The following is a 24,882-nucleotide window of genomic DNA, read 5'->3' on the forward strand; positions in this document are numbered from 1 at the left end:
ATCCACGACGAACCCCAGGAAAGGAACACGATGACCGACTTCATCGATCTCGACCCCGATACACTCACCTTCGCCGAGGTGGTCGACGTCGCCCGCCACGACGCGAAGGTCTCCCTGTCCGAGACCACCCTGGCCCGGGTGAACAAATACCGCGAAGCCATCGATGCCCTCGCCTCCGCCCCGAAGCCCGTCTACGGAGTCTCGACCGGATTCGGCGCCCTCGCCCAGCGGCACATCCCCGCCGAGCTGCGCACCCAGCTGCAGAAGTCCCTCATCCGCTCCCACGCCGCCGGCGTCGGTGACCCCGTCGAACGCGAGGTCGTCCGCGCCCTCATGCTGCTGCGCGCCCGGACCCTGGCCACCGGTCGGGCCGGAGTCCGCGCCGAGGTGCTCCAGACCTACGTCGACCTCCTCAACGCCGGAATCACTCCCGTCGTCCACGAATACGGATCGCTCGGCTGCTCGGGCGACCTCGCACCACTGTCGGCCTGCGCGCTCGTCGTCATGGGCGAAGGTGTGGCCGAAGGCCCCGACGGCGTTGCCGGACCGGCCGATGAGATCCTCGCCGCCGCCGGCATCACCCCCGTCACGCTCGCGGAGAAGGAGGGCCTCGCGCTCGTCAACGGCACCGACGGCATGCTCGGCATGCTCATCATGGCGCTGACCGACCTCGAGAACCTCCTCACCGCCGTCGACGTGTCCGCGGCCATGAGCATCGAGGGACTCTTCGGCACCGACGCCGTCTTCGCCCCCGAACTCCACTACGCCCTGCGTCCGCACGACGGTCAGGCCGCCTCAGCGGCGAACATGCTCGCCTCGCTCGCCGACTCCGGCATCACTGCCAGCCACCGCGATTCCACCCACCTCGTCCAGGACGCCTACTCGATGCGCTGCGCCCCGCAGGTCAACGGCGCCGCCCGCGACGCCGTCGCCTTCGCCACCGGAGTCGCCGAACGCGAACTGCGCGCGGCCATCGACAACCCGGTCGTGCTCACCAACGGCATGGTGTCCTCGAACGGCAACTTCCACGGCGCACCCCTGGCCCACGCGCTCGACTTCCTCGCCATCGTCGCTGCCGACGTCGCCTCGATGTCCGAACGCCGCACCGACCGGATGATGGATGTGGCCCGCAACCAGGACCTCACGCCGTTCCTCGCCGACGACGCCGGTGTCGACTCGGGACTGATGATCGCCCACTACACCCAGGCGGCCATGGTCTCCGAAGCCAAGCGCGGCGCGACCCCGGCCTCGGTCGACTCGATCCCGTCCTCGGCAATGCAGGAGGACCACGTGTCCATGGGGTGGTCGGCCGCCCGGAAGCTGCGCAAGGTCGTCGACAACCTCGCGTCCGTCATCGGCATCGAGCTCTACGCGGCCTCCCGAGCCTGCGATATGCGTGAGGCCGCACCTGCCGCGGTGACCGGTGCCGTCATCTCCGCGATCCGGGAGACCGTTCCCGGGCCCGGTCCCGACCGGTTCCTCTCGCCCGAGCTCGCCGAGACCATTGCGAAGGTCAAGGACGGCTCGTTGGTCGCCGCCGCCGAGGCGGTCGCGCCGCTGACCCACACCGTGACCTCCGCGGCCGGAACCTGGCAGCCGGCTGGTGGTGGACCGGCCGTGAACGATCCCGAGTTCACGGCGCTGGGCAACCTCGACGCTGCTGCTGAGGCCTCGGGCACCGCCGCAGCCACCACCCACAAGGACTGAGGCCGACCGGCCCCGACCGATTTCGAACGGAGTGAACTGACAATGAGCGATGTCGTCTCCCTGCTGGGACAGATCGAGGGCACCGGCCGCGACACCCGCGGACCCGGCTACCAGCGCCCCGGATTCTCTGCGACAGAGCGGGACCTGCGCGAGTGGTTCCTCGCCGAGGCGGACCGCCGCGGCCTCGACACCGAGATCGACGCCAACGGCATCACCTGGGCATGGGCGACCGCGCCCGGGGAGGACGCGGTCGTCACCGGCTCCCACCTCGACTCCGTCCCCGGCGGCGGCGCCTTCGACGGCCCCCTCGGAGTCGCCTCGGCGCTGGCGGCATTCGATGAGCTCAAAGCATCGGGCGCACTCGACCGGGCCACCAGACCCCTGGCCCTGGCGGTCTTCCCCGAGGAAGAGGGCTCGCGCTTCGGCGTCGCCTGCCTCGGCTCACGTCTGCTCACCGGCGCCATCGACGCCGATCGGGCGCTCGGCCTCAAGGACGCTGCCGGCGACACCTTCGCCGATGTCGCCCGTGGCTATGGCCTCGACCCTGAGCGGGTCGGGCGTGACCAGTCTCGGCTGGCCGGAATCGGTTCCTTCATCGAACTCCATGTCGAACAGGGCATCGGACTGATCAACACCGACCAGGCCGTCGCCATCGGATCCTCGATCATCGGCCACGGTCGCTGGCACTTCTCCTTCGCGGGCCAGGGCAATCACGCGGGGACGACGCCGATGAGCCATCGCGCCGACCCGGTGGTCGCGGCCTCCCGGGTGATCGGGGATATCCCGACCGTAGCGGCCGCCACTGACGCGAGGGCCGTGGCGACGGTGGGTCGCACGCTCATCCACCCGGGTGGGACGAACGTCATCGCCTCGGCCATGAGCTTCTGGCTCGATATCCGCCACCCTGACGACGCCGTCGTCGAGCAGGTTCTCGAAGCCATCTCCCGCCGCGCAGAGGGACACGCCTCGGGCACAGGCGTCGAGGTCACTGTGTCGCGCGAGTCGTACTCGCCGACCACCCACTTCACCGCCGACCTCAACGCGCGCATGAGCTCGGTGCTGCCGACCGCACCGCTGCTGCCCTCGGGAGCCGGGCACGACGCCGGCATCCTCGCCGCCCACGTACCTTCGGCGATGCTCTACGTCCGCAACCCGACCGGCGTCTCGCACGCACCGGAAGAGGCCTGCGAGGTCGACGACCAGCGCGCCGGAGTCGAGGCACTCGTGCGGGTGCTCGAACGCGAACTCGGAGTCAACGGCGGCGGAGCGACCGCCGATGCGAGGTCCGGGAACTCGACCGTTGCCGGAGGTGCGGAATGAGCACGCGCTACTGGTGCGAGACCGCCTGGGTCGACGGGGCCGTGGCCAACGGCGTGCTGCTGACCGCCGATGACACCGGGACGCTGACCGCTGTCGAAACCGGAATCGATGCCGCTCCCTCCGACGCCGAGGCGGTCCCCGGGTTCACTCTGCCCGGCGGAGTCAACGCCCATTCCCACGCTTTCCACCGCATGCTGCGCGGCCGCACCCACGGCGACGGCGGCACCTTCTGGACCTGGCGCGAGGTCATGTACTCCGTCGCCGCGAAGCTCGACCCGGACACCTATGAGACCGTGGCCCGCGCCGTCTTCGCGGAGATGCTCGCCGGCGGCTACACCTCGGTGGGGGAGTTCCACTACGTCCACCACACTCCGGACGGAACACCGTACGATCCAGCCCACGCCATGGAACGGGCGCTGGCACGGGCGGCCGCCTCGGCGGGGATCCGCATCCGACTCCTCGACACCTGCTACCTCACCGGGGCAATCGACGCGGAACTCTCGGCCGAGCAGGCCCGATTCGGCGACGGCACCATCGACGGATACATGAACCGTCACGCCGGACTCACCGAGGCCTTCGCCGAGGAATTCCCCGTCAACGCCCCAGGTGAGAGCTTCGTCCGCGTAGGTGCGGCCATCCACTCGATCCGCGCCGTCCCGGCCGCGAACCTGCCCCGGTTCGCCGAACTGACCGGGCCCGTGCACGTGCACCTGTCCGAACAGCCGGCAGAGAACGAGGCCTGCCAGAGCGCATACGGGGCCAGCCCCACCGAGGTGCTCGGACGCTCCGGAGTCGTCACCGACCGACTCTCCGCCGTCCACGCCACGCACCTGAGCGAGGAGGACATCGCGATCCTCGGCAGCTCGCGGGCGTCGATCGTCATGTGCCCGTGCACCGAGGCGGATCTGGCCGACGGCATCGGACCGGCCCGCGAGCTCGCCGACGCCGGCGCCGTGATCTCGCTCGGCTCTGACCAGCACGTCGTTCTCGACGCCCTGCGTGAGACCCAGGGACTCGAAGCCGGGGAGCGTCTGCGCTCGGGCCAGCGGGGTCGCTTCTCCCCGGCCGAACTCATCACGGCGCTGACCGAGGGAGGGGCGCGCAGTCTCGACCTGCCCGTCGGGTCCCTCGAGGTCGGCAAAGCGTGTGACTTCGTGGCCCTGCGCACCGACAGTATGCGCACCATGGGATCACTGGACGAACAGATCATCCTCACGGCCACCTCGGCGGATGTTCGTCTCACCGTCAGCGGCGGGCAAGTGCGCGTGCGCGACGGTGCTCATGTCGAACTCGGGGACATCTCCGCGCTCTACGCGCAGGCCTTCGCGGCGCTGGAGATGGAGGGCTGAACCGTGGGTGAGGTCGTTGCGGGTCGGGAAGTCGGCGGTGCCGGCATCGGAGGTGGCTGCCGTGGCTGAGGTTCCCGCGCTGCGCAGGGCGATCGCGATCCTGCGGCACATGGCGGTGTCGAACCGGGCGATCACGGCCGGTGCGCTGGTCAGGTCGTTGGAGATCCCTCGGTCGAGTGCCTATGACATCCTCGCCGTGCTCGAGGAGCTCGGACTCGTGGCGCGCACGGATTCCGGGTATGTGCTCGGGGCCGGTGTGCACGAGCTCGGGGCCTCTTACCTGCGGACGAACCCGCTGCAGCGGTTGGCGCAGCCGATCGTGCGCCAGCTCGCCGAAGACACGGCTGCGACAGCTCAGCTTGCCGTGATCCGCGGTTGGGAGACCGAGTACGTGCTCAAGGAGCAATCGCTGAAGTCCGTGGCCGTCATCACCGCGACCGGGGTGCGCATGCCCAGCTACCTCACCGCGACGGGGCGCGCGATCCTCGCGCAGCTGCCGAAGTCCGAGGTGCTCGCGATGCTGCAGTCCGAGACCGGATTCGTCACCCGCACAGGCAAGGGCCCGACCTCGATCAAGGCGCTCAACGCGGTCCTTGCCCAGGAGAGGCGAGTCGGCTGGGCGATCGAGCACGGCGAGGTGACACCGGGCATTTCGACGATCGCCGCGCCCGTGTTCGATGTGCTGGGCCGCCCGATCGCGGCCGTCGGACTGTCCCTGCCCGATAGTGTGAAGGTCGCGGGGAAGGACACGGACAAGGGTGCGGATAAGGACTCGGGGAAGGATCTGGATAAGGGGACTGGGGCGGACTCCGACCCGTTGGCGCCGCTCGTCGAAAAGGTCATCGCCACCGCCGCCGAGGTGACCGCGAAGCTGCGGTGAGGCGCGGGGTTGCGCCCTGTCAGATCTGCAGTGTGAGCAGGTGGTAGCTCAGGGCCTTTCCGTGTCCGTCGAGACTTGGCGAGCCGGTGACTCCACCCCCGAGCATCCCGGAGAGCTCGAAGCTGAACGAACGCAGACCAGGCAGTTCGCTGCGTCGGACCGCCGCGGCTGACAGTCCGAAATGTTCCGCGACTCTCTCGCCGGTGAGACCCGTGTCCAGAAGGCCGTATGCAGCTTGGTCGTGAGCGATGACGCCGAGGATGAGTGTGTCTCCCTTGTCGCCGGTCCTCACCGTAGCGAGCTCGTCAACGGCAGTCATTGTGTTCCTTCTTTCTGCGCGCCGCCGATGAAGTTGACTGAAACCGACGGTTCGATGGTCGTACGAGGCAGGCTGCACGATTTGACCGAGATGACGTTGTGCACGGATTTGCGCGCACCTCCTCCGCCTGCGGGGCCATTCGTGTAGAGAGCTTCGACCTCGTCGCCGAAGATCGCCGCACCGTGCTGGGAACGTGCGTTACCAACGATCCTGAGGCGTACCTCGGCGGGAGAATCGACCGGCAGCAGACCGCGGAATGCCGCCGCCATTCCAATGTATTCGGTGAAGATCTCGTGAGGATCGACGTCATGGAGTGCGCTGAGGCGTTCACGGACGATCGACGCCGCAAGCTCGGCGCGCTCCCGCGACCGCGGCCCGCTGTAAGTGATCTGCCCTTCGCCCTGCCAACCGGAGTCGTATCCGAGCGTGACTTTGAGTTCCGTTGGACGCGGGCCACCAGTCCCACCGGATACGCGCACGCGATCATCGCCCAGCTGTTCGAAGCGCACGTGGCTGAAGTCGGCGGTGACGTCAGGAGTGATGTAAGCGGCTGGGTCGGCAACTTCGTAGAGGAGCTGTTCTGTGCAGGTGCGGGCCGAGACCTCCCCACCGGTCCCATCGAGTTTGCCGATGACCGCCTGCGCGTCGGAATCGACGTCGGCGAACGGGAACCCCAGCCAAGCAAGTCCGTTGACAGGTTTCGTCACCGGGTCAGCGAAGTATCCGCCGGTCACCTGACCGGCACATTCCAGAAGGTGGCCGACAACGGTGGCGCGACCGATGAGATCGGCATGTCGAAGATCCCAGCGGAAATGATGCGCCAGTGCTCCGACGTACAGCGAAGGGTCAGCGACCCGGCCCGTGATGACGATGTGTGCGCCCGAATCCAAAGCACGCCGGATCGGTTCGCTGCCGAGGTACGCATTGGCCGAGATCAACTCGCCCTCGGACGCCGAGGCGGGTTGTCCTGTCTCCCAGGTCACCGGATCCGAATCTTCGACGGTGCCGAGCACATCATCGCCTGAGATGTAGGCAACCGTCATGTTCACGCCCATATCGCGGATCGCGTCGGCGACAGCAATGGCCGCAGCCTTCGGATTGGCTGCACCGCCGTTCGTCACGATGCGCGTGTCGTTGGCTTCGCACTGCCGAGCGACCGAGACGATCCTGTCGACTAACGTCGGATCGAAGCCGGTGCCCGCGGAGACTCGTTCCCGCCGCTGAGCCGCGGCCACAGTGCGCTCGCCGAGGAGCTCGAAGACCAGGTAGTCGAGCTGGCCGTATTCGGCGAGGGCGATCGCAGGATCGAGCCGGTCACCGGCAAAGCCGGCTCCGGCACCGACCCGGACGTGGCCCTTCGGTTTGGGAGACGATGAGAGCCCCGAGAGGCTCGACAGGTTTAGGCTGTCCACAGGGGGATCACTCCAGTCACGATTGCGGCAACGAGCATGATGATACTGACCAACCAGGCCCAGCCGATGAGGCCGAGGATGTGTTTTCCGATGGGAACGTTCGCGAGTCCGACGAGCAGGTAGAACGACCCTGTCAGTGGGCTGATGGGGAAGCCGACTGTTTCCTGGCCGATGACTGATGCCTGGGCGAGGACTACTGGATCAATACCGTAGTTCGATCCGACCGCGGAGAGGACAGGAAGGACTCCGAAGTAGTAGGCGTCGGGGCCGAAGAACAGACTCATAGGCACACCCAGGATCGCGACGATGATCGGGAGCACAGGCATGATGCCGGGAGGAAGAACCTGCACAGCGGAGTCTGCCATCGAGTCGATCATGCCGCTCTCGTCGAGGACCCCGAGGAGAACTCCGGCAGCAAGGAGGGTGCTGGCCATGAGCATGGCTGATTTCGCGCTGATATCGAACTGCCGCGACTGATTCTCCAATCCGCGGAAGTTGATGACGAGTGCGATGATCGTCGCGACGAGGAAGGCGACGGCCGGAGAGACGATGCCCCACATGAGGACGGCGAGAGTGGCGAGCAGCAACAGTCCGTTGATCCACAGCGGAATATTCCGAAAATCCTTCTCAGAAGGAGCTTCCGGGTCGCTTTTGTCGTGGGTCTGGTTCTCATCATCCGTCCCAGTCTCGGTGCCAGTGTCGATTGTTGCGGAAGAGGAGTGGCCGCCGTCGGCACCCTCCACAGACGAATGTTCGGTGTGGGTATCGCGGTGCGCCTGTATAACTTCAGCAAACTCGCAGGGCTTGCCATTGGTGATGCGTCGCGCTTCACGTGCCCCGAGAAACCATGCGACCCCCAATGCGGCGATGATGCCGACGATCTGGGCAGGAATGAGCGGTGTCCACACGAGATTGGCATCGACGTCGACTGTTGCTGCGGCACGTGCGGTCGGCCCGCCCCAGGGGAGAATGTTCATCACCCCTGCGCCGAGTCCGACGCAGGCCGTGAGGGTCAGTCTGCTCATCCCGAGGCGTTGGTAGATCGGCAGCATGGCGGGAATGGTGATGAGAAAGGTCGTCGCACCGGCTCCATCGAGATGAGCAACGGTGGCCAGCAGCGTCGTTGCTACTGTGACAGCTTTCGGTGAAGAGCCGCCGAGGCGGACGATCCTCTGGACAATCGGATCGAAGAAGCCGACATGACGAAGGATGCCGAAGAAGACAATTGCGAACACGAACATCACGACGACGTCGGCCACGCTCGTTATGCCAGACAGTGCGAACTCACTGACTTCGGAGGGTGAGTTGCCGACGATCAGCGCCGCCACGATCGGGACACCGGCCAGAGCGACGATCGGTGAGACCTTCTGCCAGAGGAGCAGAGCGAGAATCACCAGCATTGATACGTATCCAATGAGTGAAAGCACCATTGATTCCTTTCTCAGATATCGGAATCTATGTTTCCTCGGCATCGACGAGGTCGTCCAATATCGATCCGCTCTACACTGATGACCTATGGTTATCAATCTGGCGATGTACCACCTGCGCACCGTCGAAGCTCTGCATCGACTGCGCAGTTTCACCCTCGCCGCGGAGGATATGCAGATCAGTCAGCCCGCCGTGAGTCGTGCGCTGGCGGAAGTCGAGCGGCGAATCGGCGGCCGACTCTTCGACCGGAGCACTCGATCGGTTGTCCCAACCAATCTGGGAGACGAAATCTCCGCACATGCTGCAATGGCGGTGGGCGCATACGATGAGGCACTCAGTCGGATTTCTCGGCACATGAATGGTGACGACGGCGTCGTCCGATTGGCCTGTCTGCCGTCGGTGACTGCGGCGTTGCTTCCTGCTGTGATCTCCGACTTTCGGCGCGACCTACCGCAGGTCGGGCTGAAGATCCATGACGAGCCGCAGGAGAAGGTTGCGGAGAAGATACTCAACGGCACTGTGGACCTGGGGATTCTGGCAATCGATTCAACTATCCCGCCCGAGCTTGAGGCGGAAGAGGTGACATCGGATCGGCTTGTCGCGATTGTGCCTGAGGGTCATCCATTCGCCCGATGCGATGAACTCATATGGAACGATTTCGCCCGGGAGAACTTCATCGCTTTCGACTCTGTGACGAGTATCGGCCCATTGGTCGGCCACGCTTTTGCCAAGCATGATGTCGCCGTCGAGACTGTGCAATCAGCACGCAGCATTCCAGCGGTCGGTGGTCTGGTATCGGCAGGTCTCGGAGTCTCCGTGGTGCCTGAGATGGTTGTTCCGTTGGTGAAGTTCGAAGGCATTGAGAGTGTGCCGATCACCCCGCCCATCGAACGAGTTCTGGTTGTTGTCCATCGCAAGCGTGGGCCACTACCTGCTGTGGTCGAACGGTTTCGGCAGCGTCTGCTGACATAGCTTTGGTAACGTCGTCAGCGGCGTCACGTGAGCGAACAAGGCCCCGACCGCTCAAGCTGCCGACGCTTGTAGTGCGTTATGCGGTGCGCGGTGGGCGCCGACTTAAGCGATCGGCGATCCTTACAGGTACGGCTTGGTGATGAGCTCCAAGTACATGCCCGACGGGTCGAGGAAATAGACGCCGCGACCGCCGTGCTCCTCATTCGTTTCGTGCAGACGGGTCCGCTGCGGATCGGCCCAGAAATCGAGGCCACGCGTTTTCAACAGGTCGACGGCTCGGTCGAAGTGCTCCTCGGTACAGAGGAACGCCATGTGGACCGGGAGGATGTCGAACCCAGGCGGGGGAGAGGCGAACTGGAGCATCACCCCGTCTGAGAGCACGATGTTGGAGAAGACTCCCCACGAGGTGGTGTGCTCGGCCTCGAGGATATCGACGTAGAACTGCGCCGACTCAGCAGGGTCAGTTGCCGCGATGATGGTGTGATTGAAGTGTGCTGACATTGAAGAAGTCCTTTTCGCTGTGTGGATTGTGCTTCGAAATGGTGACTTCTTCGTGGGAGGGCCTCGAGCCGAACGCTCGTGCCCTCTGCGGCTCAACTGCCGACCGGGTTACCGATCCGTGAGCGGCTGTATGCCTGTCCGGTCATACCGTCGAGCTTACCGCTGCTCAACGCGGACGAACACCACCCGCCGCCTCGGCGATCGATGAGGCCGGCGTACGATCGAGACATGCGCAATTCCGGACTCAACTGGTGGTGGCTGCCTCTCAACGCAGCCGACTGACGCATACCCGCGGGCTGCATGGCAGCCCGCTCTCCTTGTGAGGTCCCTTCCGTGCAGTCCGTGTCATCACATCGACGACACGAACCGAAGGAGACACCTCCATGGATTCACTCACCGCCACTTTCGAACGCATGCCGCAGCTGCGCGCCGACATCGACACCCATCCCGGCCTATTCCGCATGCTCACCGGAGAACGACCCACCGGGCCACTCCACCTCGGGCACCTCTTCGGATCGGTGCTCGAACGTGTGCGTCTGCAGAACCTCGGCATCGAGACGTTCATCGTCATCGCCGACTATCAGGTGATCACGGACCGGGCCACCTCGGCGAGTGTCCGCGATAACGTCCGTCAGGCGATCATGGACTACCTCGCGGCAGGCATCGACCCGACGCAGACGACGATCTTCACTCATTCGGCTGTGCCCGCGCTCAACCAGCTGCTGTTGCCGTTCCTCAGCCTCGTCACCGACTCCGAACTGCGGCGCAATCCGACGGTCAAGTCCGAACTCGCCGCCTCCGAGCGACCGCTCAGCGGACTCCTGCTCACCTACCCGGTCCACCAGGCCGCGGACATCCTCTTCTGCAAGGGCAACCTCGTGCCGGTCGGCAAGGACAACCTGCCGCACGTCGAAATCACCCGGACCGTCGCCCGCCGCTTCAACGAACGCTACGGGACCGATTCGAGCACGATCTTCCCCGAACCGGAGGCCCTGCTCACCACCACTCCCGAACTCCCTGGACTCGACGGGCGGAAGATGTCGAAGAGCTACGGCAACGCCATCTCGCTGGGCATGAGCGCCGACGAGACGGTCGCGACCATCCGCCGGACCCAGACCGACTCACAGCGGCACATCACCTTCGACCCCGACACCCGTCCTGGAGTCTCGGCTTTGCTGTCCACGGCGTCGGTGTGCACCGGTGAGCCACCCGAGGCCATCGCGGCCTCCATCGCCGACGCGGGTGCCGGGGCGCTGAAGAGCCACGTCGCCGAGGTGGTCAACGAATACCTCGCCGACCATCGAACCCGTCGCGCCGAGCTGGAGGCGGACCTCGCCGAGGTGATGCGCATCCTGGACGCCGGCAATGTGCGGGCCAATGCTATCGCCGAGGCGACGCTTGCCGAGGTGCGCACGGCGATGGGGATGGACTACTGACGGCGGCGCAGCAGTACCGCGACCTCGAGGTGCTTCGTGTGCGGGAACATGTCGAAGATCCGGGCCTGCTCGACGGTATAGCTCGGCATCCGGGCCAGGTCCTTGGCAAGGGACACCGGATTGCAACTCGAATAGACGATGTGCTCGAAGTCCGAATCCTCGAGCGCGGTCGACAGCCTGGCCCCGATCCCGCGCCGAGGTGGGTTGACGATCACGCAATCCGGCCGTTCGAGGCCGGCCGGGTCACCTGCTCGACCGCCGAGGTGCTCCTCAGCGAACTCCGTGGCATCGCCGACGAGGAAACGTGCATCGATGCCGAGCTCGCCGGCGCTGATCTTCGCCGACTCGATCGCCTGCTCGCTGACCTCGACACCGGTGACGTGGCGGGAGCTGTCTGCACAGTAGAGCGCGAATCCACCGACGCCGCAGTAGAGATCCCACAGGTTGTCCGCGGCCACCGAGTCCACCCACGCGGCCACCTGGTTGTACAGACCGATGGCCACATCGGTGTTCGTCTGGAAGAAGCTCTGCGGTCGCAGATGAAGGTCGACCCGGTCGAGGTTCATCCGCAGCGACTCACCGCGCAGCATCTCCTCTTCGCTGCCCTCGAGCACGGCCTTGTGTTCGGGCAGCCGATTCACCGACACCACGGTCGCGGTCGGCACTGCGTCGAACAGTGCGGTCCGGTGCGAGCGCAGCACATCGAGCCCGTGCTGGGTGCGCACGACGAATCTGATCATCAGATCTCCGGACGGGGCCGCGGTGACATGGACGAACTTCAGCTCACCTCGGCGTGCGGAGACGTCATACGGTTCGAGGCCAGTGGCATCGAGGAAGTCAGCGATGATCGGCGTCACCGCGCGGATCGCCTCCGACTGGATTCCGCAGTCGCGCAGGTCGACTCCATGGAACTCCTGATCGAGGATGCCCAAAGTAACCTGTCCCGCCGACCCGCCGACGGCAAGCTTTGCACGGTTGCGGAACTCGGCCATCCCGTCGACGAAACTCGGCAGCCACAACTGCGGGGCCGCCTCGGCGAGGATCTCCCGACACCATGACTCCTTGTCCGAGACCTGCTGCCGATACGGGGTCTCGATGAGCGCGCATGAGTGGCAGGATCCGGCGTCGAAATGGTGGCAATGCAGGCGCCCGACTCCGGTCGGGGCAAGGGTGAGTGAGGTGGCCGGCATCATGGCGTCATCTTACTCGGAGCCGGCGTGCCCGGTCTCAAGCAGTCGGCTGACGCGCTGTCGAGATTCGGGTGTGCGGAACGATAGGATCGAGGTTGTCAGTGAGCGCCCGCAACCATGGGGGACAGACGAGATGCGAACGGCCGGGGACCGATGACGATACTCGCCTGGACGGTCATTGCGGCGACGGTCCTCATCTCCGCGTTCGTCCAAGGGTCGACGGGGATGGGATTCGCGATGATCCTCGCCCCAGTCATCACCTTCATCGAACCGCGTCTCATCCCGGTGATGCTGCTCGTGCTGATGATTCCGCTGAACTTCTACGTCGCCGCACGCGAACGCGAGCACATCGACTGGACAGGGGTGAAGTGGATCAGCGTCGGCCGGTTCGCCGGGACGTTCGCAGGTCTGTGGATCCTCGTCATCATCAACCTCCACCAGCTCTCCCTGCTCATCGGCTGGTCGACGCTCATCGCCGCGGTCATCGCGCTGCTCGCGCCGAAGTTCACGCCGAATCGCACGCTGCTCGCCTCTGTCGGGCTCATCACCGGCGTCACCGAGACCTCGACCGGCATCGGCGGGCCGCCCTATGCGCTGGCTTACCAGCACAGTCCGGGCCCGGAGCTGCGGTCGACGGTGGCCGTGTGCTTCCTCGTCGGCGAAGTCATCTCGCTCATCGTGCTCGCGTTCTCCGGGCAGGTCTCGGCCGACACGATGGTGACGACGGCGTGGATGCTGCCGTTCCTGGCCGTCGGGTCGTTCCTCTCCCGGTACGTCCACCACCGCCTCGACGGGCCGGTGCTGCGCTGCATCGTCCTCGGCTTCGCCATCGTCTCCGGTGCCATCGTCATCGTCCAGGCGTGAGTCGGCCAGGCGTGAGTCGGCCAGGACTGGCTGCCGGTTCTCGCCCGCTCGCCGTTCGGTCAGGCGAAGGCGAAGCTGAGGGCGATGAAGGTGCCGAAGGAGACGAACGGAGCGATCACCGCCGCCGAGATCGCGATGATGCCGAAGGTGCGACCCCGTGCCGTGACCGCAGCGACGATGCCCAGGATGACGGCCGTGACGCCCAGCCCGGTGCACAGCGCCTGCAGGCCGACGAGGGCAGCGGCCAGGGACTGGTACCAGTCCGGGGTGTCGGTGAAGTAGTAGCCGGAAGCGGCTTCTGACGGTCCGACCGTGGCGCCGAGGATCACCGAGGCGACCACGGAGAGGACTCCAGCGACGAGCGACAGCACCATCGCCGTTCGACCCAGTGCAGGCGAGTTCGTCGCATCGGCAGGGTCGGGTCCGGCAGAGCGCGGTCGAGCACCGTGCACGAATCCGTCAGCAGAGGTGCCGCCGCTGGCCGCGGAAACCGCGCCCGGCGCAGGGATGTTCGCCGGGTGCGGCGCCTGCTCGTAGTGGTCGAGGCCGGCGCCGGGGGAGGAGTAGATCAGTGGAGCGTTCGGGGCGGGATGTCGCGGCTGCTGTGCCGCGAGTTCGTCATCGGTCGGCTGGGGATAGGTGAAGTCCGTCGAAGTCATACCTCGACGCTATCGACGCGGACGTGACGCGGCCCATCCTGATATCCCATGCTCGGGGTCGGGAAAACCTCCCTCCGGTCAGGGCTTGCGGGCGACGATGAGGAACCGCTTCTGCGTGACCTCGATCGGATCACGCGATTCGGCCAGGCGCCCCAGCACGCCGAGGTTGGGCATGACCGTGAAACCGGGTACGTCCCACGGGATGTAGGCGAGGTACTCGATGACCGCCTCGACGTCGGTGAACGACATCGTCCCCTGCCATTTCCGCGCCGCCTCGATCGCCAGTCCGTGACGCTCGAGGTCGTCGAGGCAGGGTTCGAGCTGCTGGCTGAGATTGCCCAGGCCGCCGCCGAAGCAATCACGGAACTCCTGCGCTTCGGTGCCGTCGACCTGCTGGGTGAGGAACAGCCCGCCCGGGGCGAGGACACGGGCCACCTCGGCGATGTCATAGCTTTCGTGCCGGTTCATCACGAGGTCGAACTCGCCGTCGCCGAACGGCATCTCCGGATGGTGATCGCTGTCGTACCGGGTGACGGTGGCCCCGTAGTCCTCCAGCGCCGAGGTGGCCAGCGGAACGTTCGGCTCCCATCCTTCGGTCGCGCTGATCGTCGGCGTCGATTCGCCGGGCGGCCTTGCCTCGTCGAGGCGGTCGATGAGTTCGATGAGGCGCTCGCCGCCGCCGGTGCCCATGTCGAGGCACGTAGTCGATTCGGCCATCGCCTCGAGGCAGATCTCGTCGAAGTCCCACGGCGGATCATCGGCGACGAGGCGGCCGGCCAGCGCGGAGAAGTCCCACCCCGTCATGGTGGCCGTCTCGTGGATCCAGGTCCATCGCTCGTAGCGCTCATGGGGAGTTTCGTCGCGGGTGCGACTGCTGTCGGCATATTCGGGCATGTCTACACTCCTCTGCCAGGCGGTTCGGCACCACGACCGGACGACGCGGTGCGTCAACCGGACGGTCTGCCGCCGATGGCGGATCGTTCTGTGCCTGGGCCGGCGGCGATGCCGTACTTCGACTCTAGGGCAGAAATGCCTCAGTGCCCACGGGAATCGCCGGAATTCTCCGATACTCGCCGGCAAATAGGAATCCGGCGCCTTGGGTGGGCAAAATGGTCGGACGACCGGGGGTATGACCCGACCATTTCGCCCACCTAGGGGCACCATCTCGACCACGGTGGGGCCGACATCTTGGCCATGCTGTGGGCTGTGCGGGGCGCGGCTAGTTGAGGAAGCAGAAGACGAGCACGGCCAGGCAGACGACGAGCATGCCCAGGCAGTTGAGCCAGAAGTCCCGCCCGACGTAGCGTGCCCGCAGGTGCGCGGCGGCCGCGCAGAGGAAGTAGGCGACGAGCCCCGCCGAGGCGGCCGCGCCGACTCCGGGTGCCCAGATTCCGATGACGAGTCCCGCCGCAGCGAGGAACTTCACGACCGCGATCACCCACCACCAGTCACGCGGGAATCCGACGCCGTCGAGGCAGGCGGCGATCGCTTTGGGCGGTCGGAACGTCAGCAGACCGTCGCCGACGACGATGACCGCCAACACGATGACGGGCCAGAGAGGATCAGGGAGCAGTGTCACGGCAGGTCCTTCGCAGGTGCGGCAATACTTGTTCGGTGCACGGCGGAGTCCGGGCCGGCGGCCGAAGCGGCCTCGGGCTGCGCGCTCACGGCGGTCGCGGCCTGCGCCGGGCTCTCGGCGAAGCAGAGAAGAGTGCTCACAATGCGCTCCGGACGCGAGTGTGGAAGGCGATGACGGACAGCAGTGCATCCGTCGCCTCGGGGAGAGTCATCGAGGTCGCGGCCCACCGGAAGAGGATGCCGAGGTAGGAGTCGTAGAGGGCGACGGCGCTGGAGCGGGCATGGTCCTCGCTGATTCCGATCGAGGTCAGCGAGTCGCTGAGGCGGCCCTGCAGGTCCTCGGCGAGGGTGTGGAAGACCTCGGGATCCTCCTTCACCCGGATCATCGCGGCAGTGTAGTCGCGGGACAGGTCCTCGTGCGCAGCGAAGAATTCGAGGAAGGGCAGGAAGTGGTCGAGCAGATGCCGCTGCACCGCCGAGGCCGGTCTGGGGCTTGCGGCGGTCATAGTCACCCCGATTGATGCTGCCCCCGCGGCCTCTGCCGTTCCGCTGTCTGCAGATCGCCCGCTGGCTTGTCCGCCTGCCCTCGACAGGCTCGCTCGCCGCGGCGGAGGAGGAGTGTAGGTCCCGTTCTGGAGCTGCCCGATCCAGCGGTCGAAGCAGGCGACGAGGATCGAGTCCTTGTCTCCTGTCGCCATGACCCGGCCGACGGACACCTCGGCGGCCGTGGCGATGGCGCGGATGGTCGTGGCCTTGTACCCGCGCTCGAGGAACAGCTCGGCGGCGGCCGAAATGATCCTCGCTTCGGTCTGCCGACGCTTGCCGGTCCGCAATTGAACGTGTTCACTCACCATGTTCGAACCTTAAGTCCTTCCGTGTTCACTTTCCAGGCCAGGTGTCGCGGGCCGTCTTGCTCGTCCAGGAAAGTTAATGTACCTTAACTTTATGAACGTCGATTCCTCTGCTGCTGTTCGCCCGAACCGGCGCGGCCGGGCGAAGAAGATCTCCACGGTCGCGCTGCTCGGCCCGGCCTTCGTCGCCGCCATCGCCTACGTCGATCCCGGCAATGTCGCGGCCAACCTCACGGCCGGGGCCGAATACGGATACCTGCTCGTCTGGGTGCTCGTGGCCGCGAACCTCATCGCCGTTCTCGTCCAATACCTGTCCTCGAAGCTCGGTCTCGTCTCCGGACAGTCCCTGCCGAGCATCCTCGGCGACAGGCTCCGCCGGCGCTCCCGCCTCGCGTACTGGGGGCAGGCCGAGGTCGTCGCGATCGCCACCGACCTCGCCGAGGTCATCGGCGGTGCCATCGCGCTGAAGATCCTCTTCGACTTGCCCCTCCTGCTCGGCGGACTCATCGTCGGCGTCGTGTCCCTGTTCCTGCTCTCGATCCAGTCCACCCGCGGTCAGCGTCCCTTCGAGTTCGTCATCATCGCGATGCTCGTCATCATCGCTGTCGGCTTTCTAGCAGGACTGTTCGTCGGGGATGTGAACTGGGGACAAGCCGCGGGTGGAATCGTGCCGAGACTCGAAGGCACGAACTCGGTGGTGTTGGCCGCCAGCATGCTCGGCGCCACTGTCATGCCCCACGCGATCTACCTCCACTCGGCACTCTCGGTCGACCGCCACCGCCGGGAGACGACCGCCTCGACCGGGCAGTTGCTGCGCGCGAGCAGATGGGACGTCGTCCTCTCCCTCGTCGTCGCCGGCTCGGTGAACATCGCGATGCTCCTCCTGGCCGCGGCATCGCTGCGCGGGCAGGACGGCACCGACACCATCGAGGGGGCGCACGCCGTCGTCACGGCCAACCTCGGCGAGATCGTCGGACTCTTCTTCGGCATCGGACTGCTTGCTTCCGGGCTGGCCTCGAGCGCGGTCGGCTCCTATGCCGGAGCTTCGATCATGCAGGGTCTGCTGCGCGTGGACATCCCGGTCGTGTGGCAGCGCGCGGTGACGATGATCCCCGCGCTCATCGTCTTAGGTCTCGGCGTCGATCCGACGTGGGCGCTCGTGCTCAGCCAGGTCGTGCTCAGCCTCGGCATCCCGTTCGCGATGATTCCCCTGGTCAGACTCACGAGCAGCCGCAGGGTGATGGGCGAGTTCGCGAATGCCCGGTGGATCACGGTCATCGCGGTGGCCGCCTCGGCGCTCATCATCGTCCTCAACGTCGTGCTCATCGTCCTCCTCGCGCTCGGCGTGGAATGACCTTCGCCGAGGCGGGGCTCGGCAGCCCTGCTCCGCGCGGACCCGGGGTCCAGGAGGTGGACCCCGTCAGTCGGGGAGGATTCCTGAGCGGGCAAGCACGGTGAGCCTGTGTGCGAACTCGGATGCCTCCTCGGCGTCGGTGCCCGGCAATCGCATCGCCGGTCGGTCGCGGAACCGGACGACGGCGGTCGTGTGGCCGTGGTCGGTCCTGGTGGTCGCCTCGACGAGCTGATTCGGGGCCGCCTCATCGATGACCTCTGTCGTCCCGTTCGCAGCGGTGCGAGCGTGGACGAAGCGGGTGCCGGTAGCGAGGAGGAATTCCCGTCTGCGCGGATTGCGGTTCGCGATCTTCAGCAGCACGGTCTCTCCGCGGTCGAGGGCGTCATAGGGAGGCGGGGTCGGACTCCTCCGACGGGCACGGGCAGAGATGCGCTCCTCCGCATCGAGGGTTGAGGCGGCCAGGCGACGCGTTCCGAGCAGAGCGACGACGGAGACCATGGCCAGGGGGAGAAAAACCGAGGCAGTGATGACGGTGCTTGATAAGGAGAACCAGGCGAAGAGAGCGCCGGCGCCGATGCCCAGAACGACGTCAGCGAAGACGAGGGTGAGTGCGAGCCGAACTCGGCTGCGCACGGCCACGATGAGTCCCGCGAGTGCCAGACCGAAGTTCGTCGAGGAGATCGTCGCTGCGAACAGGGCGAAGAAGGGCAACGGCGAACTCGTGAAATCTCCCCACACGGTTCCGGGCGTTACAGGTGCGGCAGCGAAGGAGTGCCAGAGCAGGGCCGCCACGGAGAAGAAGAGACCGAACAGGGGCGCGATGCTCATCAACCCGATGAGGGGATCTCGTGTGAAGAGTGTGAGGGCTCCTCGTGGGGCGCCGTTGAGTTCCGACCTGAGACCCTCACCTCGGTCGGTGCCGGTGAAGAAGATGATCGCTGTGAAGGTGATGAGTCCGATGAACGCGAAGCACAGCGGTCCGGCTGCCTCGGCGTCGATGACGCTGTTCGATGTGCTGGATGCGCGCGCCGACCCGGTGTTGAAGACGAAGAAGAGCACCGTCGCCAGGACGCTCAACGTGATGGCGCCGAGGACAGCGTGGGAGAGGACCCGTCTGCGTTCGCTCATGTCGTCAACTCTGCCGCCCGGTCCGCAGGTCGATCGGGCGGACGAGGATCCGCGGGTCCGAGCGCACCCACCACGGGCGCAGCTGCCCGGCCGCGGCGGCGTCCCGGCGTTCGGCGCGGGTGGCGTAGCGGTAGGTGAAGACGCGGACGCGGATGAGGTCCGGGGTGCGACCAGCGAAGGGATCGGGACCCATGAGGCGGCGGATCTGCTCGTCGCCGTTGCCGATGCGGCGCAGCAGCTCGGTGAACCAGGACTGCCGATAATCGCCGAGCGCGGCGAACCACATCAGCCAGTCGAGCCGGAGGTGGTAGGGCGCGACGATCGGCCCACGGCGGTGCACGTCACCGGGTTTGCCCTTGAACGCATACTCCCGCCAGCCGTCGTCTGCATCGTCGTCGACCGCGTTGCCAGCGGGGGAACCGCCGCCGTCCGGACCGCCGTCGTCCGCACTGTCGTCCTCCGGTGCGATCCAGCCCTCGATGATGATCTCCTCCCGGGTCTCGGTCATCGACCCGAACGCGCCGTAGGCGTTGCCGAGACCGAGCCGATTGAAGCTCGCGTTCATCAGCTGCCGAGGTGAGAAGAGATTGCGCAGTGCCGGGACATTCAACCAGCACTGCCAGAGGACGAAGACGAGGATGACGATGAGCCACCACAGCGGCAGGGACCCGGCCGGATCGGGGCCGCCGACCGGGTCGGCCACCTCGGCGCCGGTGGGATCCGACAGGATCGAGACGACGGAATGCCATCCCCATCCGGGGAACGGCCCGCCCGCGAGCCAGCGGAAGAACGTATCGCTGATTCCGGAGCAGGCGAGCAGGATCGTCGCCCAGTTCAGCCACGCATAATTGCCGGACACGACGAGCGCGAGTTGGGTGATGATGATCGCCACGGCCGCGAACGAGGCGATCGGCTGCGGAGCGAACAGCAGCCACGGAGCGACGAGCTGGACGATATGGCTGCCCAGCGTCTCGCCCTTGTGCCACCAGCCCGGCATGAGGTGCGCGCGGCGGGAGATCGGGTTCGGCATCGGCTGGGTCTGATGGTGATAGTCCATCGCCGTGAGATCGCGCCACGACGCATCCCCGCGCATCTTGATCATGCCCGCCCCGAACTCGACGCGCATGACGAACCACCGCAGCAGCAGGACCATCGGCAGGGTCGGGGCCACCTCGTGGGAACCGAGGAACCCGACGAGGAACCCCGCCTCGAGCAGCAGTGACTCCCACCCGAAGCCGTAGAAGCGCTGCCCGATCGACACGATCGAGAAGTAGAGTCCCCACATCGCCAGGAACACAGGAATCGGCACCCACGCTGGCCCGGCTTGAGGCAGTCCGATGATCACCGAGGCGGCCAGAACCATCCCGACCACGCAGACGAGGTGCAGCCGCCGATCCGAATATGCAAACCGCTTCCAGCGGAAGAGGCTCGGCGCCTGCGCCGAGGTGGTCAGGGCGATGAACCGCGGGGCTGGCGTGAGTCCGCGCTCGCCGAGCAGCGCGGGGAACTGGTTGAAGGCCGAGAGGAAAGCGATGAGGAAGAGGGCGCCGAAGCCGCGCTGGATGATCTCGCGGGAGATCGTGTAATCACCGGCGGTGAGAAGCGCGACCACCTGGTCGAAGTCCACGGTACGCACCTCTCTTCCCATCGATTGCCGCAGCTGTCGTCCGCTCGGTTCCGGATGCCCTGATCACGACTATGGTCCCAGCGTGCGAGGTTGTGCAAGGGCTACCGGGTGTTCGGGAGCCGTCCTGTGTGGGCGAGGGACGTGAGTGCCGCGGCGAATCGAGTGGCAGCGGCAGGGTCGCCGCCGGTCACGAGCATGGTCGGGCGGTCGCGCAGGTGAACGATGGTCGCGATCGTTGTTCCCTGCCGGGTCATCTCGGCACCGAGCAGCTGACCAGGCTGGGCCTGTTCGATGACGAATGAGTGACCGGGCGCGCGAATGAGCGCGCGGACCACCCGGCGATTCGTCGCCACGAGCATCTGCGGTTCCGGGGTTCCTTCGCCGATGAAGTGGGCGAAGAGCGTCTCCCCGGCCTCGAGGATGTCATACGGCGGCTGACGGGAGTCTGCGGGCCGTGAGCCGAAGCGCTTCTGCGGCCTGCGTCCGCGTGAACCCTGCTGCTGTTGCCGTTGCTTTGTTTCGCGGGCGAAGCGAGGCATGGCCCAGAGCCGGGCGCCCGTGAGACCTGCCAGAGAGATGAGCAGCATGAGTCCGTTGACCGCCAGTGCCGTGCCCGAACGCATGTCCGGCAGAGCTGCCAGGAAGTAGATGACGACACCAGCAGCGACGAGGAACAGCAGGATCAGGGAGGAGATGTACAGCGGCGGATTGTCACGATGACCCGCCTCGGCGAGAGTGGAGAAGGTGAAACCGAGGTTGGCAGCCGCCCAGCAGCCGAAGAGCACGACGAGCGCGGGAAGCGGAGTGACGCCGTAGTCGCCCCACACCGTGCCGATGGTTCCGGGCACGTCCGCAGCAGCGAACCAGATGAAGATCACCGCCGCGGAGAGCGCCGCCCAGATCGGGCCGACCGAAAAGACCTTGAGCGCCGGCTGGCGAACGAACGCGGTGAAGGACCCTGCCTTCCTCGGCACCGTCGGATCATCGGTGGTTCGGCCATCCTCGGCGGAAGCCGGCTCGGGGTCGTCGTCGAAGAAGATGATCGCGATCGCATGGTAGAGCCCGAGGAGACCGATGCTCACCGCGCCGGCGTTCGCAGGATCGAAGTCCCCATAGCGATGGGCTCGCGGATCGATGCCGGCGTTGGTCAGGAAGAAGACGACGGTGACGAATCCGGCCAGGACGATGCCGTAGAAGATCGTCGTACTCAGCTTGTGGGCTCTCAGCTTCATGCGTCGATTCTCTCAGCCGCTCCTGCGGCGAGTGGTGATGTCGTGTTCCAGTTCTGGTTCAGCGCCTCGGCTCTTCGAGCTCCTCGACCTCATCCGCCGAGGTGGGGATCGCCGGGATCGAATCCGTGGCCGGAGACGTCGGCGGGGTGACGACCGATTGGTACGAATGCTCGTGCGAGTAGGCGAGGAACGACAGGTGGTTCTCGTAGCGGTCGAGGACGTCGTCGATGATCTGCTGACCGCTCAGGCCCATGAGGTCGTAGCCCTCCGAACCGGTCTGCGTGAACACCTCGATGCGGTAGTAGCGGTCGTCCCCGCGTGGAGCGTTGCGGGCACCGAACGACGGCACGTTCGCCTCGACGGCGGCTGCCTCGTAGTGGAAGTCGCGCTGTTCGCCCATGTCGACGTTGATCGTGTTCGAGGTGATTCCGGTGTCCTCGTCCATGGTCTGAACGTGCTCGACTGTGTAGCCGAGTTCGCGGAACTCCGCGGCCACGGCCGTCAGGGCCGGTCCGGCCACCTCGGCGACGAAGCGTTCGACGGACTTCTTCGACGGATACGACCGCAGGGTCGCCAGCCGCTGTCGCCAGGTCTTCTCCGGGGTCCGACCGCCATGAGCGGCAGTGGTCCGCCGCCTGCGGGTCCGGCCTTCGCGTTCGGCGCGCTCCATGCGCAGCACCTTCGAGAACGAGGCCATCACGAGGTAGGCGATGATCGTCACCGGCAGAGCGAAGATCAGTGTCGCGTACTCCATCGTGGTCACGCCGCCGGCGACGAGCATGGCGATCGTGAGCACCGCGGTGACCAGTGCCCAGAAGATGCGCAGCCACTTGGCTCCGTCCTCTTCCGGGTTCGGGATCGAGGAGGAGAAGTTCGACATCACCATCGCCCCGGAGTTCGCGGACGTGAGGTAGAAGAGCAGACCCGACAGTGTGGCCAAGCCGATGAGGAAGGTCGCTCCCGGGAACATCTCGAGCAGGTCGTACCAGCCCTGTTCGGGGGAGGCGATGGCTGTCTTCGCGAATGCGGTGTTGCCGTCGAAGACCTCGGACAGGGCCGAGTTGCCGAAGATCGTGACGATGATGAAGTCGCAGAGAACCGGGGCGGTGATGGCGGCGATGACGAACTCGCGCAGGGTGCGTCCGCGGGAGATGCGGGCGAGGAACAGCCCGACGAAGGGACCCCAGGCGAGCCAGAACGCCCAGAAGAACAGTGTCCACGAACCCATCCATTCGGAGCCGCCGTCGACGTAGGCGAAGGTCGCCAGTGTCCGTTCGGGCAGGGTGAAGATGAATCGGCCGATGTTCTCGACCATGGCGTTGAGCAGGAACGCGGTCTTGCCGGTGACGAGGATGTAGAGCATCATCGCCGCACACGACCAGAGGTTGAGTTCGGAGACCAGGCGGATGCCCTTGTCCACGCCCGAGGTGCAGGCGGCGACGGTCATGACCACGGCGACGATGACGAGCGCGATCTGCAGGGCCAGTCCCTGTTCGAGTCCGAAGAGGGTGGCGAAGCCGACGTTGAGCAGGACGACGCCGATGCCCATCGAGGTGGCCACGCCGAAGACGGTGCCGACGAGGGCGAAGATATCGATGACATCACCGGTGGCACCGCGCACGCGCTTGCCCAGCAGCGGGTAGAGGACCGCGCGGATCGACAGGGGCATGCCCCAGCGGTAGGCGAAGTAGCCCATCGCCATGCCGAGCAATGAGTACATCGACCAGCCGGCGATGCCGTAGTGGAACATCGTCCACACCACGGCGTCCTGCGCGGCTGCCGCCGATTCGGCGGTGGCATTGACCGGTTCGAGGTACTGGGTGATCGGTCCGGTCACCGAGTAGAAGAGCATGTCGATGCCCACGCCTGCGGCGAAGAGCATGGCGACCCAGGTGAAGAGGTTGTACTGCGGCCGGGAGTGGTCGGGGCCGAGCCTGACCGAGCCTTCCTTGGACAGTGCGACCCAGAGGACGAAGCCGATGACGACGGTGACGGTGACGACGTAGAACCACCCGAGGTTCTCCGCGATCCAGTCCACGACGGTCTTCATCGTCGACTGCGCCGAGCCCGGCATCAGCATGGCCCAGACGGAGAAGGCGAGGATGATGAGCGAAGCGATGATGAAAACCCGCCAATTGATCCGAGAACCACGTTCGTCGGAGAGCTCCGCCGGTCCCTTGCTCAGCTCCGAACTGTCGATCGGGGGCCGCTTGTCGGGGTCGATGTCTCTGCTGATTCTCGTCGCTCGATCGGTGCCGCCGAACCGTTCACGTTCGACGACCGGGCGCTTCAACTTCTCGTCGTTCGGGTCCTGCACGCATCAACCTCCGGTCGGGAAAAATGGACGGCCCCGAAAAGGGGCCTGATCCATCCTACGGGTGGAGGATTTTCACAAAGACAGCACCCCCTGTTTTCAGGAAACCGACTAAGCCCGATGGAGGTCCTGGTCAGGGGCGGGCGACCACCTCGGCGACGGAGGTTGGCGAGGCACGAGTCAGTGGCCAGCTAGGCGCGGGCGACTACCTTGGTGAGAGTGGCGACGAAGCGTTGTGCCTCGTCCGATGCGGCCTCCTCGAGTCGCATCGTGGCACCGATGTGCAGTTCGATGGTCACGCTGGCATGGTCGCGGAAGTCTTCGGCCCGAGCGCTCTCGATCTGCCAGGGGGCGGCTTGGGAGAGTTGGGCGACGGCGCCGGAGCCATCGGTGCGCACCCGCATCAGTCGTCGGTCGGTGAGGATGAGCAGATCGGAATCGAAGGGCGGTAGGCTGCGCAGCCGGGCGTACTCGATCTCGCCGGGGTGGAACAGTCTGGACGGGACGTCTGCTGCCCGGCGAGTGTCTGCCCGCTTGCGGAGCGCGCGGAACGGGGCACGGAGGAACGCGCGGAAAGAGACATCTGAGGGTGCGGCAGCGGGCGGGCCGGATCGGGCGGGACCGGCGTCGCCGGTCGGGGACACCGGCTCGGAGGGGGTGGAGGGGGAGGTCATGTCTGAGATTCTGGCAGGGCCGCCTCGACGAGGGATCGATCGGCAGGTAATCGTTTCGCAACATCTGTTCCCGAACGTCCACGACCG

23 protein-coding genes are annotated in these 24,882 nt (G+C 66.0%); 8 read left to right on the forward strand and 15 right to left on the reverse strand.

The features are described 5' to 3' along the window. The first annotated feature begins 30 nt into the window (after positions 1 to 30). From hutH to GUY23_RS02210, 4 genes are all read left to right on the forward strand, one after another. Positions 31 to 1,707 carry a histidine ammonia-lyase gene (gene hutH / locus GUY23_RS02195; RefSeq protein WP_166969340.1) on the forward strand — a complete coding sequence of 559 codons (1,677 nt, stop codon included), beginning with the start codon at positions 31 to 33 and terminating at the stop codon, positions 1,705 to 1,707. Between the two features lie 42 nt (positions 1,708 to 1,749). Continuing rightward, on the forward strand, positions 1,750 to 3,027 hold the full coding sequence (locus GUY23_RS02200) for an allantoate amidohydrolase (protein ID WP_166969342.1): 1,278 nt from the start codon (positions 1,750 to 1,752) through the stop codon (positions 3,025 to 3,027). Next, positions 3,024 to 4,376 (forward strand): formimidoylglutamate deiminase, encoded by a 1,353-nt coding sequence (locus GUY23_RS02205; protein ID WP_166969344.1) that lies wholly within the window; start codon positions 3,024 to 3,026, stop codon positions 4,374 to 4,376. Before GUY23_RS02200 ends, GUY23_RS02205 begins: the two co-directional genes overlap by 4 nt. Positions 4,377 to 4,437: 61 nt before the next feature. Beyond that, positions 4,438 to 5,256 (forward strand): IclR family transcriptional regulator, encoded by an 819-nt coding sequence (locus tag GUY23_RS02210; RefSeq protein ID WP_166969346.1) that lies wholly within the window; start codon positions 4,438 to 4,440, stop codon positions 5,254 to 5,256. Positions 5,257 to 5,275: 19 nt separating this feature from the next. Here GUY23_RS02210 and GUY23_RS02215 read toward each other — a convergent pair whose 3' ends face one another. Genes GUY23_RS02215 through GUY23_RS02225 form a run of 3 tightly spaced genes read right to left on the reverse strand, consistent with a single transcriptional unit; the run spans position 5,276 to position 8,417 of the window. Next, complete coding sequence (locus tag GUY23_RS02215; protein ID WP_166969348.1) at positions 5,276 to 5,575, reverse strand: AtuA-related protein; 300 nt, start codon at positions 5,573 to 5,575, stop codon at positions 5,276 to 5,278. Then, entirely contained in the window at positions 5,572 to 6,987 is a 1,416-nt protein-coding gene (locus tag GUY23_RS02220) for an acyclic terpene utilization AtuA family protein (protein WP_228282662.1), read from the reverse strand. The genes GUY23_RS02215 and GUY23_RS02220 overlap by 4 nt, the downstream gene beginning before the upstream one ends. After that, positions 6,975 to 8,417: a CitMHS family transporter gene (locus tag GUY23_RS02225; protein ID WP_228282663.1), complete on the reverse strand. Its 1,443-nt coding sequence runs from the start codon at positions 8,415 to 8,417 to the stop codon at positions 6,975 to 6,977. Before GUY23_RS02225 ends, GUY23_RS02220 begins: the two co-directional genes overlap by 13 nt. Positions 8,418 to 8,502: 85 nt before the next feature. Between GUY23_RS02225 and GUY23_RS02230 the strand changes: the two genes are divergently transcribed. After that, a complete protein-coding gene (locus GUY23_RS02230; RefSeq protein WP_166969350.1) occupies positions 8,503 to 9,387 on the forward strand; it encodes a LysR family transcriptional regulator in 885 nt (294 codons plus the stop codon). 120 nt (positions 9,388 to 9,507) lie between these two features. Here the strand turns inward: GUY23_RS02230 and GUY23_RS02235 are convergent, their stop codons facing one another. After that, complete coding sequence (locus GUY23_RS02235; protein WP_166969352.1) at positions 9,508 to 9,888, reverse strand: VOC family protein; 381 nt, start codon at positions 9,886 to 9,888, stop codon at positions 9,508 to 9,510. A gap of 383 nt (positions 9,889 to 10,271) precedes the next feature. Here GUY23_RS02235 and trpS point away from each other — a divergent pair, with 383 nt between their 5' ends. Continuing rightward, a complete protein-coding gene (gene trpS / locus GUY23_RS02240) occupies positions 10,272 to 11,324 on the forward strand; it encodes a tryptophan--tRNA ligase (protein ID WP_166969354.1) in 1,053 nt (350 codons plus the stop codon). On the opposite strand, the gene GUY23_RS02245 is transcribed toward trpS, so the two are convergent. Next, on the reverse strand, positions 11,318 to 12,517 hold the full coding sequence (locus GUY23_RS02245; protein ID WP_407647373.1) for a methyltransferase domain-containing protein: 1,200 nt from the start codon (positions 12,515 to 12,517) through the stop codon (positions 11,318 to 11,320). The two genes, trpS and GUY23_RS02245, sit on opposite strands and share 7 nt — an antisense overlap. A gap of 150 nt (positions 12,518 to 12,667) precedes the next feature. On the opposite strand from GUY23_RS02245, the gene GUY23_RS02250 reads away from it, so the two are divergent. Continuing rightward, positions 12,668 to 13,378 carry a sulfite exporter TauE/SafE family protein gene (locus GUY23_RS02250; RefSeq protein WP_166969356.1) on the forward strand — a complete coding sequence of 237 codons (711 nt, stop codon included), beginning with the start codon at positions 12,668 to 12,670 and terminating at the stop codon, positions 13,376 to 13,378. Positions 13,379 to 13,437: 59 nt separating this feature from the next. On the opposite strand, the gene GUY23_RS02255 is transcribed toward GUY23_RS02250, so the two are convergent. The 5 genes from GUY23_RS02255 to GUY23_RS02270 form a co-directional block, all read right to left on the reverse strand. Further along, positions 13,438 to 14,037, reverse strand: coding sequence for a hypothetical protein (locus GUY23_RS02255; RefSeq protein ID WP_166969358.1), 600 nt, complete (start codon positions 14,035 to 14,037; stop codon positions 13,438 to 13,440). 78 nt (positions 14,038 to 14,115) lie between these two features. After that, entirely contained in the window at positions 14,116 to 14,931 is an 816-nt protein-coding gene (locus tag GUY23_RS02260; protein ID WP_166969360.1) for a class I SAM-dependent methyltransferase, read from the reverse strand. A gap of 325 nt (positions 14,932 to 15,256) precedes the next feature. Continuing rightward, on the reverse strand, positions 15,257 to 15,616 hold the full coding sequence (locus tag GUY23_RS02265) for a DoxX family protein (RefSeq protein ID WP_228282664.1): 360 nt from the start codon (positions 15,614 to 15,616) through the stop codon (positions 15,257 to 15,259). Continuing rightward, the gene (locus GUY23_RS18530; protein ID WP_228282665.1) at positions 15,613 to 15,756 is read right to left on the reverse strand and encodes a hypothetical protein; all 144 of its coding nucleotides are present in this window, start codon (positions 15,754 to 15,756) and stop codon (positions 15,613 to 15,615) included. The genes GUY23_RS02265 and GUY23_RS18530 overlap by 4 nt, the downstream gene beginning before the upstream one ends. Beyond that, positions 15,753 to 16,469: a TetR/AcrR family transcriptional regulator gene (locus GUY23_RS02270; RefSeq protein ID WP_166969364.1), complete on the reverse strand. Its 717-nt coding sequence runs from the start codon at positions 16,467 to 16,469 to the stop codon at positions 15,753 to 15,755. The genes GUY23_RS18530 and GUY23_RS02270 overlap by 4 nt, the downstream gene beginning before the upstream one ends. Before the next feature lie 91 nt (positions 16,470 to 16,560). Between GUY23_RS02270 and GUY23_RS02275 the strand changes: the two genes are divergently transcribed. Further along, a complete protein-coding gene (locus GUY23_RS02275; protein ID WP_228282666.1) occupies positions 16,561 to 17,820 on the forward strand; it encodes an Nramp family divalent metal transporter in 1,260 nt (419 codons plus the stop codon). A 66-nt stretch (positions 17,821 to 17,886) separates the two neighbouring features. Here the strand turns inward: GUY23_RS02275 and GUY23_RS02280 are convergent, their stop codons facing one another. The 5 genes from GUY23_RS02280 to GUY23_RS02300 all read right to left on the reverse strand — a co-directional run bounded on the left by GUY23_RS02280 (position 17,887) and on the right by GUY23_RS02300 (position 24,795). Further along, positions 17,887 to 18,948, reverse strand: coding sequence for a hypothetical protein (locus GUY23_RS02280; protein ID WP_166969368.1), 1,062 nt, complete (start codon positions 18,946 to 18,948; stop codon positions 17,887 to 17,889). A gap of 4 nt (positions 18,949 to 18,952) precedes the next feature. Next, positions 18,953 to 20,596 (reverse strand): lipase maturation factor family protein, encoded by a 1,644-nt coding sequence (locus tag GUY23_RS02285; protein WP_166969370.1) that lies wholly within the window; start codon positions 20,594 to 20,596, stop codon positions 18,953 to 18,955. Positions 20,597 to 20,676: 80 nt separating this feature from the next. Continuing rightward, positions 20,677 to 21,807: a hypothetical protein gene (locus GUY23_RS02290; RefSeq protein WP_166969372.1), complete on the reverse strand. Its 1,131-nt coding sequence runs from the start codon at positions 21,805 to 21,807 to the stop codon at positions 20,677 to 20,679. A 58-nt stretch (positions 21,808 to 21,865) separates the two neighbouring features. Beyond that, a complete protein-coding gene (gene betT / locus GUY23_RS02295) occupies positions 21,866 to 24,124 on the reverse strand; it encodes a choline BCCT transporter BetT (protein WP_166969374.1) in 2,259 nt (752 codons plus the stop codon). Positions 24,125 to 24,312: 188 nt separating this feature from the next. Next, on the reverse strand, positions 24,313 to 24,795 hold the full coding sequence (locus tag GUY23_RS02300; protein WP_166969376.1) for a hypothetical protein: 483 nt from the start codon (positions 24,793 to 24,795) through the stop codon (positions 24,313 to 24,315). Positions 24,796 to 24,882: the final 87 nt, after the last annotated feature.

The organism is Brevibacterium atlanticum (genome assembly GCF_011617245.1).
GTDB lineage: Bacteria > Actinomycetota > Actinomycetes > Actinomycetales > Brevibacteriaceae > Brevibacterium > Brevibacterium atlanticum.

Excerpts from the sequence above, each read along its gene's own strand:
- hutH (WP_166969340.1), top strand. The coding sequence starts at position 31 with ATGACCGACTTCATCGATCTCGACCCCGATACACTCACCTTCGCCGAG.
- GUY23_RS02235 (WP_166969352.1), bottom strand. The coding sequence starts at position 9,888 with ATGTCAGCACACTTCAATCACACCATCATCGCGGCAACTGACCCTGCT.
- GUY23_RS02200 (WP_166969342.1), top strand. The coding sequence starts at position 1,750 with ATGAGCGATGTCGTCTCCCTGCTGGGACAGATCGAGGGCACCGGCCGC.
- GUY23_RS02275 (WP_228282666.1), top strand. The coding sequence starts at position 16,561 with ATGAACGTCGATTCCTCTGCTGCTGTTCGCCCGAACCGGCGCGGCCGG.
- GUY23_RS02245 (WP_407647373.1), bottom strand. The coding sequence starts at position 12,517 with ATGATGCCGGCCACCTCACTCACCCTTGCCCCGACCGGAGTCGGGCGC.
- GUY23_RS02280 (WP_166969368.1), bottom strand. The coding sequence starts at position 18,948 with ATGAGCGAACGCAGACGGGTCCTCTCCCACGCTGTCCTCGGCGCCATC.
- GUY23_RS02290 (WP_166969372.1), bottom strand. The coding sequence starts at position 21,807 with ATGAAGCTGAGAGCCCACAAGCTGAGTACGACGATCTTCTACGGCATC.
- GUY23_RS02300 (WP_166969376.1), bottom strand. The coding sequence starts at position 24,795 with ATGACCTCCCCCTCCACCCCCTCCGAGCCGGTGTCCCCGACCGGCGAC.
- trpS (WP_166969354.1), top strand. The coding sequence starts at position 10,272 with ATGGATTCACTCACCGCCACTTTCGAACGCATGCCGCAGCTGCGCGCC.
- GUY23_RS02225 (WP_228282663.1), bottom strand. The coding sequence starts at position 8,417 with ATGGTGCTTTCACTCATTGGATACGTATCAATGCTGGTGATTCTCGCT.
- GUY23_RS02285 (WP_166969370.1), bottom strand. The coding sequence starts at position 20,596 with ATGGGAAGAGAGGTGCGTACCGTGGACTTCGACCAGGTGGTCGCGCTT.
- GUY23_RS02260 (WP_166969360.1), bottom strand. The coding sequence starts at position 14,931 with ATGCCCGAATATGCCGACAGCAGTCGCACCCGCGACGAAACTCCCCAT.
- GUY23_RS02255 (WP_166969358.1), bottom strand. The coding sequence starts at position 14,037 with ATGACTTCGACGGACTTCACCTATCCCCAGCCGACCGATGACGAACTC.
- GUY23_RS02250 (WP_166969356.1), top strand. The coding sequence starts at position 12,668 with ATGACGATACTCGCCTGGACGGTCATTGCGGCGACGGTCCTCATCTCC.
- GUY23_RS02215 (WP_166969348.1), bottom strand. The coding sequence starts at position 5,575 with ATGACTGCCGTTGACGAGCTCGCTACGGTGAGGACCGGCGACAAGGGA.
- GUY23_RS02205 (WP_166969344.1), top strand. The coding sequence starts at position 3,024 with ATGAGCACGCGCTACTGGTGCGAGACCGCCTGGGTCGACGGGGCCGTG.
- GUY23_RS02230 (WP_166969350.1), top strand. The coding sequence starts at position 8,503 with ATGGTTATCAATCTGGCGATGTACCACCTGCGCACCGTCGAAGCTCTG.
- GUY23_RS02270 (WP_166969364.1), bottom strand. The coding sequence starts at position 16,469 with ATGGTGAGTGAACACGTTCAATTGCGGACCGGCAAGCGTCGGCAGACC.